11 protein-coding genes are annotated in these 15239 nt (G+C 70.7%); 7 read left to right on the forward strand and 4 right to left on the reverse strand.

All coding sequences use genetic code 11. The annotated features are described in order from the left end of the window. Positions 1 to 23: 23 nt before the first annotated feature. The 4 genes from ACTIE9_RS01030 to ACTIE9_RS01045 all read right to left on the reverse strand — a co-directional run bounded on the left by ACTIE9_RS01030 (position 24) and on the right by ACTIE9_RS01045 (position 4152). Positions 24 to 647, reverse strand: coding sequence for a TspO/MBR family protein (locus tag ACTIE9_RS01030; protein ID WP_439563709.1), 624 nt, complete (start codon positions 645 to 647; stop codon positions 24 to 26). Positions 648 to 794: 147 nt separating this feature from the next. Then, the gene (locus tag ACTIE9_RS01035; protein WP_439563710.1) at positions 795 to 2153 is read right to left on the reverse strand and encodes an NAD(P)/FAD-dependent oxidoreductase; all 1359 of its coding nucleotides are present in this window, start codon (positions 2151 to 2153) and stop codon (positions 795 to 797) included. 23 nt (positions 2154 to 2176) lie between these two features. After that, positions 2177 to 3598 carry an aspartate aminotransferase family protein gene (locus tag ACTIE9_RS01040; RefSeq protein WP_439563711.1) on the reverse strand — a complete coding sequence of 474 codons (1422 nt, stop codon included), beginning with the start codon at positions 3596 to 3598 and terminating at the stop codon, positions 2177 to 2179. An 86-nt stretch (positions 3599 to 3684) separates the two neighbouring features. After that, positions 3685 to 4152 (reverse strand): Lrp/AsnC family transcriptional regulator, encoded by a 468-nt coding sequence (locus ACTIE9_RS01045; RefSeq protein WP_439563712.1) that lies wholly within the window; start codon positions 4150 to 4152, stop codon positions 3685 to 3687. Positions 4153 to 4275: 123 nt separating this feature from the next. On the opposite strand from ACTIE9_RS01045, the gene ACTIE9_RS01050 reads away from it, so the two are divergent. The 7 genes from ACTIE9_RS01050 to ACTIE9_RS01080 form a co-directional block, all read left to right on the forward strand. After that, complete coding sequence (locus ACTIE9_RS01050) at positions 4276 to 5712, forward strand: aminobutyraldehyde dehydrogenase (protein WP_439563732.1); 1437 nt, start codon at positions 4276 to 4278, stop codon at positions 5710 to 5712. A 101-nt stretch (positions 5713 to 5813) separates the two neighbouring features. After that, positions 5814 to 6389 (forward strand): FHA domain-containing protein, encoded by a 576-nt coding sequence (locus tag ACTIE9_RS01055; protein ID WP_439563713.1) that lies wholly within the window; start codon positions 5814 to 5816, stop codon positions 6387 to 6389. Further along, entirely contained in the window at positions 6386 to 7171 is a 786-nt protein-coding gene (locus ACTIE9_RS01060) for a PP2C family protein-serine/threonine phosphatase (protein WP_439563714.1), read from the forward strand. Before ACTIE9_RS01055 ends, ACTIE9_RS01060 begins: the two co-directional genes overlap by 4 nt. Positions 7172 to 7219: 48 nt before the next feature. Continuing rightward, a complete protein-coding gene (locus tag ACTIE9_RS01065; protein WP_439563715.1) occupies positions 7220 to 8626 on the forward strand; it encodes a serine/threonine-protein kinase in 1407 nt (468 codons plus the stop codon). Positions 8627 to 8630: 4 nt separating this feature from the next. Beyond that, complete coding sequence (locus ACTIE9_RS01070) at positions 8631 to 13931, forward strand: Ig-like domain-containing protein (protein WP_439563716.1); 5301 nt, start codon at positions 8631 to 8633, stop codon at positions 13929 to 13931. A gap of 69 nt (positions 13932 to 14000) precedes the next feature. Next, entirely contained in the window at positions 14001 to 14540 is a 540-nt protein-coding gene (locus ACTIE9_RS01075; protein ID WP_439563717.1) for a hypothetical protein, read from the forward strand. Further along, a partial coding sequence (locus ACTIE9_RS01080; protein WP_439563718.1) for an AAA family ATPase occupies positions 14537 to 15239 on the forward strand: 703 nt, incomplete at its 3' end. The genes ACTIE9_RS01075 and ACTIE9_RS01080, both read left to right, overlap by 4 nt.

Here is a 15239-nt window from a genome sequence, read left to right on the forward strand (position 1 = left end):
CCACGCTATCGGCGGCTGCCGCGTCAGCGGGCGAGCACCGCGATCGCGGCGTTGAGTGTCGTGGCGAAGAGCGCCCAGAACCAGTAGGGGACGAGCATGCCGGCCGCGACCCGGCTGACATCACCGAAGCGGATGATGGTCGCGAGGATGAGCACGTCGAGTGCCACGATGATGCCGAGGGCGATCCAGAGGCCGGGGGCCCCGATGAGGGCACCGAGACCGAAGAACGCGGGGCTCCACAGGGCATTGAGCGCGAGCTGCGCGACGTAGGCGCGCAGTGCCCGCGTGCGGAGCTCGGAGTCGGGTCGACGCCAGACGAGCCACGCGGCGACCGAGATGAGCAGGTAGAGCACCGTCCACACCGGGCCGAAGACGGCGTTCGGCGGGTTCCACATGGGTTTGGCGGCGTCGGCGTACCAGCCCTCGATGGCCGGCCCCGAGACGACCGACCCGAGTGCCGCCACCGCAGCGGCGATGCCGATGAAGCCGAGCAGCACGAGAACCGAGCGGCCACCCGAGCGCGATGCCGCTCGGTCGGCGGCGACGCTGCTCGACACCGACGAGGGGGCGGCCGTCGAGTGAGCGGTCATGCGATAGGGGGAGGGGACGCTGCTCGTCGAGCCGTCGAACGAGCGTGTCGTCGTCATGCTGCCTCCCCTTCTGCTCACGCGAGAGTAGACGGCCTTGCTCCGAGCATCCTGCGCATCGACTGCACGATGCATCGGTGCGGTCGGGGAGCGGCCGCGGTGCGGTCGCGCCGGGCATGACCGCCGAGAGCACGGCGTCAGGGTCGGTCAGTGCCCGATGAGCCCGCTCATCGCCCGCGCGATGATCGACCCTCGGCCTGTCGTGCGCTCCTCGACATCGGCCGTCGTCATCGCGACGAGGCCCGCATTGGCGCCCAGGAACCGCAGCGGCTCCGGCTCCCACGACGGCGATCGGTGACCGACCCAGGGCAGGCGCGTCAGGTCGGTGTCGCGCCCCGTGATGAGGTCGGCGAGCGTGCGCCCGGCGAGGTTCGTCGTCGAGAGCCCGTCGCCGACGTAGCCGCCCGCGGAACCGATGCCGGTCGTCGGGTCGTACGTCACACTCGCGTGCCAGTCGCGCGGCACGCCGAGCGGCCCGCCCCAGGCGTGCTCGATCGTGAGGGGCGGAAGCTGCGGGAAGATCTCGTGCAGGGTGGCGACGAGGTGCGCGAACACGCGCTCGACGCGGTCGTATTCGTCGCGGATCGCGCTGCCCCAGTGGTACCGCGCGCCGCGGCCGCCGAAGGCGATGCGGTTGTCGGCCGTGCGCTGGCCGTAGATCACGAGGTGGCGGCCGTCGGAGAACGTCTGCCCGTGGGCGATACCCATCGCCTCCCAGGTCGCGTCGTCGAGCGGCTGCGTCGCGACCATGAGCGAGTACAGCGGGAGGATGCGCCGCTTCGACTGCGCGATCGTGGCGCCGTAGCCCTCGAGCGCCGAGACGATGTGGCGGGCGCGGACCGTGCCGTGATCGGTGCGCACCGCTCCCTGCTGCCAGCTCTCGACAGCGGTCTGCTCGTGGATGACCGCCCCCTGCTTCTCGACCACGCGGGCGAGGCCGCGGACGAGGGCGGCCGGATGCACGCGGGCGCAGGCCGGGTCGTAGACCGCGCCCCGGGCATCCCGCGCGTGAACCCGCTCGGCGCCCCACAGCTCGAGGGCGTCGACGCCGTAGCCGTGCGCCTGCTCGACCTCGTGCTGCGCGGCGCGCCACTGCGTCTCGCTGCGGGCGAAGACGATGGTGCCGCCCCGCTCGTAGTCGCAGTCGATACCGGCCGCCACGGCCGCAGCACCGACCTCGTCGACCGTGTCGACCATGGCGCGACGCATCGCGAGTGCTGCCTCACGGCCGTGCTTCTTCTCGAGCGACGCGGTCGAGGCGGGGAAGAGCGCGCTGCACCAACCGCCGTTGCGGCCGGATGCCCCGAAGCCCGCGATGTGCTTCTCGAGCAGCGTCACCCGCAGACCGGGGTCGTGCTTGAGCAGCTCGTGCGCCGCCCAGAGGCCCGTCAGGCCGGCACCCACGATGGCGACGTCGGTGTCGAGGTCGCCATCGAGGGCAGCGCGCGGTGTCAGATCATCATCGACCGTGGCGTGCCAGTAGCTCAGGCCGCGGTAGTCGTGCACGGTGTCGGCTCGCAGATCTGGGCTCAGAGCCGGGTCCAGGCCTCGGTCAGCACGCGACGCAGGATGCCCTCGATCTCGTCGAACTCGGCCGGGCCGATCGTGAGCGGAGGAGCGAGCTGGATGACGGGGTCGCCGCGGTCGTCGGCGCGGCAGTAGAGCCCCGCGTCGAAGAGCGCCTTCGAGAGGAAGCCGCGCAGCAGGCGCTCGGCCTCGTCGTCGGAGAAGGTCTCCTTGGTCTCCTTGTTCTTGACCAGCTCGATACCGAAGAAGTAGCCCTCACCGCGCACGTCGCCGACGATCGGGAGGTCTTTGAGCCGCTCGAGCGCGGCGCGGAACTTCGGAGAGTTCTCGCGCACGTGTTGCAGGATGCCCTCTTCCTCCATGATGTTCAGGTTCTCGAGCGCGACGGCCGCCGAGACGGGATGCCCGGCGAAGGTGTAGCCGTGGTAGAACGCCGTCTGGCCGTGCTTGAAGGGCTCGTACAGGCGGTCGCTCACGATCATGGCCCCGAGGGGCGAGTACCCGCTCGTGAGGCCCTTGGCGCTCGTGATGATGTCGGGCACGTAGCCGAGCGCCGTGCACGCGAACATCTCGCCGATGCGGCCGTAGGCGCAGATGACCTCGTCGCTCACCAGTAGCACGTCGTACTTGTCGCAGATCTCGCGAACGCGCGCGAAGTAGCCGGGGGGCGGCGGGAAGCAGCCGCCCGAGTTCTGCACCGGCTCGAGGAAGACCGCCGCGACGGTGTCGGGGCCCTCGAAGAGGATGGCCTCCTCGATGCGGTTCGCGGCCCACTGGCCGAACTCCTCGAGCGAGCCGTGGAAGCCCATCTCCTCTGCTCGGTAGTAGTTGGTGTTCGGCACGCGGAACCCGCCGGGAGTGAGCGGCTCGAACATCTCCTTCATGCCGGGGATGCCCGTGATCGCGAGGGCTCCCTGCGGCGTGCCGTGGTAGGCGATGGCGCGCGAGATGACCTTGTGCTTCATGGGCTTGCCCGTGAGCTTGAAGTACTGCTTCGCGAGCTTCCAGGCCGACTCGACGGCCTCGCCGCCGCCGGTGGTGAAGAAGACGCGGTTGAGGTCGCCGGGCGCGTAGTCGGCGAGGCGGTCGGCGAGCTCGATCGCGGTCGGGTGCGCGTACGACCAGAGCGGGAAGAACGCGAGCTCCTCCGCCTGCTTGCGGGCCGCCTCGGCGAGGCGCTCGCGGCCGTGACCGACCTGCACGACGAAGAGGCCCGAGAGGCCGTCGATGTACTTCTTGCCCTGCGAGTCGTAGACGTGGTGGCCTTCGCCGCGCACGATGATCGGCACGCCCGCGCCCGACTCCATGCCCGACTGCCGGGCGAAGTGCATCCAGAGGTGGTCTTTCGCCTTCTGCTGCAGGTCGGCCTCGGTGGCTGCGTCCAGGGCGGCGCCGGCGGGGGCGATGGAGGTGTCGATCGACATCGTGTGCTCTCTCGTGTGGTGTGCGGGCTCAGCGTGCCTCGTGGGCTCGCTGATCGTCGCGGTCGCGGACTTCTTGCGGAAAATGTTCATCGGGTTCCCCAGTTGTAGAACTGCTTCTGCAGTCGTAGATAGACGAAGGTCTCGGTCGACTGCACGCCCTCGATCGCACGGATGCGACTGTTGAGCAGGTCGATGAGGTCGTCGTCGTCTTCGCAGACGACCTCGGCGAGGATGTCGAAGCTGCCGGCGGTGAGCACGACGTAGTCGACGGCGCGCATCTGGCTGAGCTCCTCGGCGACGTGGGTCGTGTCGCCGACGACGCGGATGCCGATCATCGCCTGCCGGTAGAAGCCCAGCTGCATCGGATCGGTGACGGCCACGACCTGCATGACTCCGGCATCCGTCAGCTTCTGCACGCGCTGCCGCACCGCCGCTTCGCTGAGCCCGACCGCCTTGCCGATCTCGGCGTACGAGCGGCGGCCGTCGGTCTGCAGCTGCTCGACGATGGCCTTCGACACGTCGTCGAGGTGCACCGGCTTGCTTCGGGAGGCCATGGGCTGATTCTGACAGTGTCGAGTCGGGAATACAAGTGAATCCGCAGGATGAGGCGCCTGAACGCGACGGAATCCGTCGCTGAGGGGGTGGATGCCCGGCTCGTCGCGCGCTACAGTGGCGCCATGAGCGCCCGCATCCTTCGCAACGTCATCGGCGGCGAGTCCGTCGAGAGCACCTCCGACACGCACCTCGACCTCATCGACCCGGCCACCGAGGAGGTCTACGGGCACGCGCCCGTGAGCACCGCGGCCGAGATCGACGCGGCCTACCGCGCGGCCGAGAGCGCGTTCGGCCACTGGGGGCGCACGACGCCTGCCGAGCGGCAGCTCGCCCTCTTCCGCCTCGCCGATGTCATGGCCGAGCACGCCGACGAGCTCGCCGACCTCGAATCGCTCGACACCGGGAAGCCGCGCGCGAGCCTCGTCGCCGACGAGATCGACCAGTCGGTCGACCAATTGCGCTTCTTCGGGGGCGCCGCTCGCGACCTCGAGGGCCGATCGGCGGGCGAGTACCTCGCCGATCACACCTCGTATGTTCGGCGCGAGCCGATCGGCGTGATCGGGCAGGTGACGCCCTGGAACTACCCGCTCAACATGGCTGTCTGGAAGATCGCTCCCGCGATCGCGGCGGGCAACACCGTCGTGCTCAAGCCGTCAGACACGACTCCGCTCTCGACCGTGCGGTTCGCCGAGCTCGCCGCCGGCGTGCTGCCCGCGGGCGTGCTCAACGTCGTGCTGGGCGACCGCACGACGGGTGCGGCACTGCTGCAGCATCCGACGCCTCAGATGGTGGCGATCACGGGGTCGGTGCGCGCGGGCATGGAGGTCGCGCGGGCCGCGGCGACCGACCTCAAGCGCGTGCACCTCGAGCTCGGGGGCAAGGCGCCGGCGATCGTGTTCCCCGACTCCGACCCGCAGAAGGTCGCGGAGGGACTCGTGCTCGCGGCCTACTTCAACGCCGGGCAGGACTGCACGGCGGCGACGCGTGTGATCGTGCACGAGTCGGTGCACGACGAGGTCGTCGCCGCGCTCGTCGCGCGCGCGACGACCCACGCCGTCACGGGTGGGCCGCGCGAGGAGGGCGTGTTCTACGGCGCCCTCAACAACGCCGCGCAGCTCGAGCGCGTCGCGGGCATCGTCGACCGCCTGCCGTCGCACGCGCAGGTCGTCGCGGGCGGGGCGCGCCAGGGCGACCGCGGCTACTTCTGGCCCGCGACCATCGTCACGGGTATGCGGCAGGACGACGAGGCTGTGCAGGAGGAGATCTTCGGACCGGTGCTCACGGTGCAGAGCTTCCGCACCGACGAGGAGGCTCTCGCGCTCGCCAACGGTGTGCGGTACGCCCTCGCGTCATCCGTCTGGACGAGCGACCACACGCGGGCGATGCGGTTCGCCCGCGACCTCGACTTCGGGTGCGTCTGGATCAACACGCATATCCCGTTCGTCTCCGACATGCCGCACGGCGGCTTCAAGCACTCCGGCTACGGGAAGGACCTCTCGCAGTACGGCTTCGAGGACTACACGCGCCTCAAGCATGTGATGTCGTACATCGGCGGTTAGCCGATGGACGACCAGAGGGCACTGCGTGTGAGGGCGGCCCGCTAGGGTCGCCCGTACATAGGGGACTGAGGGTTGTAGCGGAACGGCAGGGCGGGGGCGCCATGGATGATCGACCGGAGCAGGTCGACGACACCGTGCTGCGTCCTCGCGCCCCGCATCGGCATATCGCCCCGCCCGTCGAGCCCGACCTTGATGACACGATCATCCGGCTCGTCGAGCCCCCCGCAGCCCGACCCGCGCCGCTGCTCCCGACGGAGGCGCTCGCCGTCGTGGAGCCGCCTGCCCCGCCCTCTCCCGTCGAATGGGCGATGCGCGTGCGCGGAACGACGACGGTCGTGCCGCTCGACCTGCCGGTCATCATCGGCAGGCGGCCCGGTGGCCCCCGTCCGACCGAGCATCCGGTGCCCCGCCGGGTGGTGATCCCCGCCGACCGGGCCGATGTCTCCGCGCGCCATGCGCGCATCGAGCGCATCGGGCACACGCTCGTCGTCAGCGACCTCGGGTCGACCAACGGCGTCGTCGTACACTGGTCGACGGGGTCGATACTGCGGCTGAGGCCGGCAGAGTCGTGCGCCGTACTGCCCGACGCGATCATCGTGTTGGGCGACGGCGTCGAGATCGAGTTCGTCGCCCCGGCCGAATCGCCCATCACCCCTCTACCGTCGGAGCACTCGTGACCGCCCTGGGCCGCAGCAGCGTTCGTCACATCGTCGCGCTGCCCGAGCGCGGCGAGGTCGTCGAGCTCTCGTGGCACGGCGTGACCCACACGGGCTACCGCCGCGCGGGCAACGAAGACAGCTATCTGGCCGACGTGCCGCTCTTCGCGGTCGCCGACGGCATGGGCGGGCACTCGCACGGCGACCGGGCGAGCGACGCGGTCGTGCGGCGCCTGCAGGCCGCGGTTGACGGCGAGTTCATCGAACCCGCGGCGATCGTCGAGGCGCTCAATCTCGCCACGTGGGACATCCACCAGCTCGACGAGGCCGATCACGGCATCGGCACGACGGTGACGGGAGCAGCGCTCTCGCTCGTCGACGGGCATCCCCAGCTGACGGTCTTCAACGTCGGCGACTCGCGCGTCTACCGCTTCTCGGGCAACGAGCTCACCCAGGTGACGACCGACCACTCGATGGTGCAGGAGATGGTCGATGCGGGTCAGTTGAGCGCCGAGCAGGCTGAGAACCATCCCGACTCGAATGTCATCACGCGCGCGGTCGGCTTCTCGATCGAGCCCGACGTCGATCTCAGCGTGCTGCCCGTCGAACCCGGCATGCGACTGCTGATCTGCTCGGATGGGCTCACCAAGGAGGTGCCGCTCGAGCGGCTGCGGCTGCATCTCGCGGCGCGCCTCAGTGCGCGCGAGACGGCGAACGCCCTCGTGGATGCTGCGCTCGCGCAGGGCGGGCGCGACAACATCACCGTGATCGTCGTCGACGTGGTGCGCGCCCCCGGTTCCTGATCGCCCGCACTCCCTACACTGGGGTGACATCGTGCGGGAGGGGGAACCATGACGCGTCGACGTCCGTCGGAGCCCCCCATCCTGCCCGGATTCAGCCACGTGCGGCTGCTCGGCAGCGGGGGATTCGCCGATGTCTTCCTCTACGAGCAGAACATGCCGCGGCGTCAGGTGGCCGTGAAGGTCATGCTCGCGGATGTCGTCACCGAGCATGTGCGGCAGATGTTCCAGGTCGAGGCGAACCTCATGGCGCAGCTGTCGTCGCACCCCGGCATCTTGACGGTGTACCAGGCGAGCATCTCGGCCGACGGCCGGCCCTACCTCGTGATGGAGCTCTGCTCCTCGCAGCTCGCGAGCCGCTACCGCGTTGAACGCATTCCTGTGCCCGAGGTGCTGCGCATCGGGGTGCAGATCGGCAGCGCGATCGAGACCGCTCATCGCAGCGGCGTGCTGCATCGCGACATCAAGCCCTCGAACATCCTCCTGACGGCCTACGGGCACCCTGTGCTCAGCGACTTCGGCATCGCCTCCTCGCTCAGCGCGGCGAGCGCGACCGACTCGGTCGGCATGTCCATCCCCTGGTCGGCTCCCGAAGTGTTGCTCGACGAGACCGCCGGCACCGTGCAGAGCGAGGTGTGGTCGCTCGCCGCGACCCTGTACACGCTCCTCGCCGGCCGCTCTCCATTCGAGGTGCTCGACGGCTCGAACAGCTCGGATGAGCTCATCGGCCGCATCGCGCGCGCCCGTGTGCCCGCAATCGACCGCGACGATGTACCGGCATCCCTCGAGGCGGTGCTGCGTCGGGCGCTCAGCCGCGACCCCCACAAGCGTCAGCAGTCGGCCCTCGAACTCGTCCGCGATCTGCAGCGCGTCGAGGCGGAGCTCGGCCTCGTGACGACGCAGGCCGACGTCGCGATGGACGATTGGGCGCTCGCCACGATCGGTGATCCGGGTGATCGCACGATCGTGCGCGCGATCGCTCCCCGGGCGCCGGGCTCGTCGACCGGTCGCCGGCGGCGGCGCAGCGTCGCGAGCGCGCAGGCCGCGATCGCCGAGACCTCGCCCGAGATCGTCGGCACCGCCACGCGGCGGGTCGCCCGCCGCAGCCGCCTCCTGGCCGGAGCGCTCGTGCTCGTCGCGCTCGCGGTGATCGCGCTCGGGGCGACCGCGACGATGCTCGCCATCCAGGGTGGCGACCGCGATCTGCCTCGCGTCAGCAATGTCGAGGCCGAGCTCGATGGCACCACGGTCGTGTTCTCGTGGGCGGATCCCGGGATCGCGCCCGACGACACCTATCAGGTGCGGGTCGCGGGCGGCATCGAGACCTTCCAGCGCACGACGGAGTTCGCGGTCGCCGCGGTCGAGGGTGAGCGGGTGTGCGTGACCGTCCGCGTGGCGCGCGAAGGCCGCCTCGGGGCCGCGAGCGATGAGAAGTGCGCCGAGGTCGCGGGAGAGTGACCCCGTGATCCGCCGTTGGTTCGCGCAGCACCGGCCCGCCGCTCTCACCGCCGTGAGCGGCGCGGTCGTCGCAGCGACGGTCGTCACCCTCGCGATCGTCTACCCCGGGTTCGAGGCGCAGCGGCTCGATCTCAACGACGGTGCGGTCTGGGTCGTCAACGGTGAGCGCCAGGCGGTCGGCCGGGCCAACCTGCAGGTGGGGGTGCTCGACTCGGTCATCCCGGGCGAGGGGGAGCAGCTGGAGGTCGTGCAGCGGGGGTCGGACGTCATCGTCGTCGACGCCGTCAATGCGACGGCCGAGCTCGTCGACACCGCGCGCTCGGAAGTCATCGAGTCGGTGCCGCTGCCGCCCGACGACCCCGAGCTTATGCTCGCGGGGTCGAGCGTGGTCGTGCACAGCGGCGGTTCGGGTGAGACCTGGGTGACCGCGCGAACGGTGTTCTCGGAGTTCGACCCCTCGGGGGTCGCGTCGTTCCAGTTCGGCCCCGACAGTGCCGTCGCGGCGACCGACCGGTACGGCGTCGTCGCCGTGTCACCGGGGCTCGGCGAGGTCTACCGGGTCGCACCGGATCGCCTCGATCGGGTGGAGAGCACCTGGAGCATCGACGTCGCCGACACCGCAGAACTGCAGCTCACGATCGCGCGCGACCGCTGGGCGGTGCTCGATGTCGGCACGCGCCTGCTGCACACCGACGCCGGTGTCATCGACCTCTCCGCGGTCATCGCGGCCTCGGGCGACCCTCGGCTGGCGCTCGCGAGCGACGACGCGGCCGAGCTGCTCATCGCGCACCGCGGAGGACTGGTCTCGGTCGCGCTCGACAGTGCAACGATCACCGAGCTCGTGACCGACCGTCAGGGCGCGCCGGCGCCCCCCGTGGTCGTCGGCGACTGCGCGTTCGCCGCGTGGACCGACGGGCTCGCGTGGCGCCGGTGCGGCACCGAGGTGCGCGAGCTGCCGCTGAGCTCGGTGCCCGCCGCGGCTGAGCTCGCCTTCACGGTGCGCGACGAGCGCCTCGTGCTCAACGATCGGCGCGCCGGCTCGGCATGGGCTGTGCAGAGCGACGGCCAGCTCATCGACAACTGGGACGACCTGATCCGCGAGCAGGAGGACGAGCGGGAGGAGCAGCTCGACCAGCTCGACACCCCGCCCGAGCTCGAGCGCACGCAGCTGCCTCCCGTCGCCGTCGATGACGACTTCGGCGCGCGACCCGGTCGCGGGAGCGTGCTGCCCGTGCTGCTCAACGACACCGATCCGAACGGCGACGTGCTCGTCATCCGGGAGGTGACCCCGATCGATCCGGCGATCGGGAGGCTCGATCTCATCGGCAACGCGCAGCAGCTGCAGCTGACGCTCGAGAGCGGCGCGAGCGGCATCGTGTCGTTCGAGTACACGATCACCGACGGGCGCGGGGGGTCGGACTCCGCCGTTGTGCGCGTGACGGTGCGCGGCGCGGGAGAGAACGCCGCACCGGTGCAGGTTCGGGCGAGCAAGACCACGGTGGCCGAGGGTGGCACGGCGACCGCCGCCGTGCTCGGCGAATGGTTCGACCCCGATGGCGACCCGCTCTACCTGCAGGCCGCCAGCATCCCCCCACCCGACGTCGTCACTTTCCGGCCCGACGGCCGCGTCACGATCGCCGAGGCGGGCGGTATCGGCGAGCTGCGCACGGTGGCGCTCACCGTCACCGACGGCAGCGCGAGCGGCGTCGGCGAGCTGGCCGTGACGGTTCGCCCGGCGGGCCAGACCCCGATCATCGCCGAGCCCTTCGTCGTGCTCGCCTACGCGGGGCAGGAGGTGCGCATCGAGCCGCTCGTGCACGTCCGCGGCGGCACGGGCACGATCCGCTTGAGCGCCGTGCCGGAGAAGAGCGGGGCGACGATCACCCCCAGCCTCGATCGCGGAGTCTTCCGCTTCGTGAGCGACGAGGTGCGCACGCACTACCTCGAGTACGTCGTGACCGACAACGCGACCACCGCGACGGGCATCATCCGGGTGGATGTCGCCGCGCCGCCCGCCGCCGGCTCCGCCCCGATCACGGTGCCGAAGACCGCCTTCGTGCGCACGCTCAGCAACGCGACGGTCGCGGTCGCCACCGTCGACATCGACCCCGGCGGAGGCGTGCTCGTCGTCACGGGCGTGGTCGGTGTGCCGCCGGCGAGCGGGATCCGCGCCGAGGTGCTCGACCAGCGCGATGTGCGCATCACCCTCACCCGGCCGCTCGACGGCCCGCAGACCGTCAGCTACCGCATCAGCAACGGGCTCGCGGAGTCGACCGGCGAGATCACGGTCATCGAGATCCCGCGCCCTAACCGGCTGCAGCCGCCGGTCGCTGTCGACGACGCCATCACCGTCCGCGTCGGCGATGCCGTCTCGATCCCGGTGCTCGCGAACGACGAGCATCCCGACGACGAGCCCATCACGCTCTCGCCGACCCTCGTGCAGGGGCTGACGGGCGAGTCGGGTCTGCTTTTCGTCGCCGGTGACCGGTTGCGCTACCTCGCCCCCGACCAGCCCGGCGATTTCACGGCCGTCTACGAGGTGCTGGGTCCGCTCGGGCAGGAGCGCGCGCAGGCGAGCGTGCGCATCAGCGTGCGGGAGGTCAATGAGGCGACGAACCAGGCGCCCATCACGCGAACGGTCACCGCGCGCGTCATCGCGGGCGACACCGTGCGCGTGCGCATCCCTGTCGACGGCATGGATCCCGACGGCGACTCGGTGCAGGTCATCGGCCAGGAGTCGAGCCCGGAGAAGGGCGCCGTCGTCGAGACGGGGCTCGACTACCTCGACTACCAGGCGGGCAGCTACGGGGCGGGCACCGACGTCTTCCGCTACACCGTCGTCGATGCGCTCGGAGCGCGCTCGTCGGGCACCGTGCGCATCGGCATCAGTCCGCGCCTCGAGGGCGCCCGCAATCCCGTCGCGAACGACGACCAGGTGCTCATCCGACCCGGCTTCACGGTTCTCGTCCCCGTGCTCGACAACGACACCGACCCCGACGGCTCCGCGCTCACTGTGACGGGGGTGGAGGCCAACACCGCGGAGGTGACGGCCGAGGTCGTCGACGGGCAGTTCGTGCGCGTCGTGCCGCCGACGACGCCCGGGCAGTACGGGCTCGTCTACGCGATCGAGAACGGTCTCGCGGGGGTCTCGCAGGCCTTCATCACCATCACGGTGAGCCCGGATGCTCCGCTCGCGGCCCCCGTCGCCCGAGACACCGTGCTCTCGCTCACCGACATCCTCGATCGGGACGAGCTCGATGTCGACGTGCTGTCGCGGGTGTTCTTCTCCGAGGGCGAGGTGTCGACCCTGGGCCTCGAGCTCGTTCCCGGCTACGAGTCGGGTGCGAGCGTGCAGGCTGACCGCCGCATCCGCGTGCAGGTGGGGGAGCAGCGGCAGATCATCCCGTTCCAGGTCGTGCATCCGGCCGATCCGACCGTGCGATCGACCGCGTTCATCTGGGTTCCCGGAACGGACGACGCCCTCCCGCAGCTCGACCGGCGTGCCCCACGCATCGAGGTCGTCAGTGAAGAGACGGTCACGATCGACATCAACGACTACGTGCTCGCGGTCGGGGGCGCCCCGGTGCGGCTCACCGACACCGCCACGGTGAGCGCGACGCGGTCGAACGGAGACCCCCTCGTCGTCGACGACGACACCCTGCGCTTCACCTCCGCCGACCTCTACTTCGGGCCGGCCTCGCTCACGTTCGAAGTGACGGATGGGGCGACGCCCACCGATCCGGACGGACGGGTCGCCACGATCGTGCTGCCCATCGAGGTGACGCCCCGAGAGAACCAGCCGCCGGTGCTCATCGGGGCGGCGCTCGAGCTCGAGCCGGGCCAGGAGCGCCTCATCGACCTCGTGCGCGTGACCTCGTACCCCTATCCCGAAGACGTCGACGAGCTCTCCTTCTCGATCATCGACGACGCGGCCCCCGGTCTCGAGGTCGAGCTCTCCGGCCAGTCGTTGCGGGTGCGCGTGCCGGAGAGCACGCCGCGGGGCACGACGACGGGGGTGACGCTCGGTGTTCGGGATGACGCGGCGCAGGGCACCGCGGGCCGCATCCAGGTGACCGTCGTTCCGTCGACGCGCCCGCTCGCCCGCCCGGCGCCCGATTCGGTGATCGCTCCGCGGTCGGAGACCACGACCGTGCGCGTGCTCGACAACGATGAGGCGACGAACCCCTTCCCGGGTCAGCCCCTACGCGTCGTCGCCGTGCGCGGGCTCGACGGCGACCGGACGCTTCCCACGGGAGTGAGCATCGTCCCGAGCGCGGACGGTCAGACCCTGCTGGCCACGGTCGCCGCATCGGCGGAGCCCATCGACACGAACCTCGAGTACCAGGTGGCCGACGCGACGAACGATCCCGAGCGCTTCGTGTGGGGGGCGATCCGGATCTCGGTGCAGGATGTGCCCGACCCGGTCACGAACCTGCGCGTGCAGGCGTTCGGCGACCGCAGCCTGACGGTCGCCTGGGCTCCGGGAGCGTCGAACAACGCGCCGATCGAACGGTTCGAGGCGACCGTGACGCGCGTGAGCGACGGCGCCAGCACCACCACCGTCTGCGCCTCCTCGCCGTGCGCCGTGCCGACCCCGGGCAACGGCTCCGACAACCGCGTGCGCGTGAGCGTCATCGCGGTCAATGCGCAGGGCCCCTCCGCGCCCACGCAGCTCGGCGAGTCGGTCTGGAGCGACCTCGTGCCGCCGTCGCCCGCGATCGTCGGGGTGTCGCCGCTCGACCACGGTCTGCGCATCGGGTGGTCGAAGCCCGCGCAAGACGCCGCCGCATCCGCGATCCGCAGCTACCGGGTGACAGTCGGCCCCGTCGTCCGGACCGTGTCCGTGCCCGCCGATGATCCGACGGGAACGGTCTACTGGCTGAACGTCGTCGACGTTGGAGCCCTCGCGAACGGCACCGCCTACGTGGTGGGCATCAGCGCGCGCAACGACTCGTTCGATCCGCTGACCGCGTGGAACACCGCGACGACGAGCGGCACGCCGGCGGGTGCTCCGCTCGCGCTCGCCGTGCCGACCGCCCTCGGTTCGACCTCCGAGTCGGGTTCGAGCGACGCCTCGGTCAGCGTCGACTGGGCCGGCGTCTTCGGGGCCAACGGCCGCGCGGTGCAGGCCTACTACCTCTGGATCGCCCCCTCGGGCGCTCCGCCGTCGTGCACCGTCACGGGCGTCGACACCGGATCTCCCGAGCACACGCCGCCGTCCGGCGTGACTGCGCTGCCTGAGAGCACGACATCGACGGTCGTGAACGGCCTCACCGCCGACACGACCTACCGGGTCGTCGTCTAGGCCTACAACGGGCAGGGATGCACGGCCAGTGCCGAGATCACGGCCACTCCGCGGGAGCGACCCACCGTCGTGACGGCGATCGACGTGGACGGCCCGGTCGCGACCGCGGAGGGCCGCTGGGACTTCCGTCTGCTCGGGGTCACCACCGCGGGCGGCGACGCACTCGACTCCGTTCAGTACCGACTCGTCGGTGTCGGCGTCGATCCCGCCGAGTCGGTGCCCGGCCCGTTGCCGACCGCCCTCACGGCAGGCACGAGCCACTACGGCACCGCACTCGAGGTCGAGGTGCGCGGGTGCCGGCAGTACGAGCAGCTGCTGTGCGGGGCCTGGTCGGCGCCGTTCGCGCTGGGCGTGGCGGTGCTCATCGATGTGCAGCCGACGATCGTGGCGACCGGCGAGGCGCCCAACGACCGCAGCGTATCGATCAGCTGGACGCCCGTCGCACTCGGCGACTACGACGCCGTCGACCACGTCTGCGCGGGCGGCGATCCGATCGAGTACCCCACCGCCTCGTCATGCCTCATCACCGCCGCGCCGCCCGACGATCCGCGCCTCATCGTGACCGTCACCGAGAACGCCATCACCTACACCCGGGAGTACCGACCATGACCATGACCCCCGAGCAGGCCTCCTGGTTCGCCGACATCGCCGAACGCATCGTCGCGAACGTCGAGCACGTGGTGCTGGGCAAGTCGTACGTGATCCGGCTCAGCCTCACGGCCCTGCTGAGCGAGGGCCACCTCCTGCTCGAGGACGTTCCCGGCACCGGGAAGACCTCGATGGCGCGGGCGCTCGCGCAGAGCATCCGCGGCACGACCACGCGGGTGCAGTTCACCCCCGACCTGCTGCCCGGCGACATCACGGGCATGACGGTGTACGACCAGCGCTCGGGCGAGTTCGAGTTCCACCGCGGACCGGTGTTCGCGACCATCGTGCTCGCGGACGAGATCAACCGCGCGAGCCCGAAGACGCAGTCTGCGCTGCTCGAGGTCATGGAGGAAGGCCACGTCACGATCGACGGCGTCACCCACCCCGTCACGGCGCCGTTCCTCGTCATCGCGACCCAGAACCCCATCGAGCAGGCCGGAACCTACCGGCTGCCCGAGGCGCAGCTCGACCGCTTCCTGATGAAGACCGCGATCGGCTACCCCGACCACGCCGCGACCGTGCGCATCCTCGACGCCGCCGGGGGCCCCCGCGCCGCCGTGCTCGAGCCCGTCGTCGAGCTCGATGTCGTGCGCGACATGATCGCCGTCGCTCGCACCGTGCACATCGACCCGGTGATCACGGACTACGTCGCGCGCCTCG

Origin of the sequence: Microcella sp. (genome assembly GCF_051860105.1) — a bacterium.
Taxonomy (GTDB): Bacteria; Actinomycetota; Actinomycetes; order Actinomycetales; family Microbacteriaceae; genus Microcella.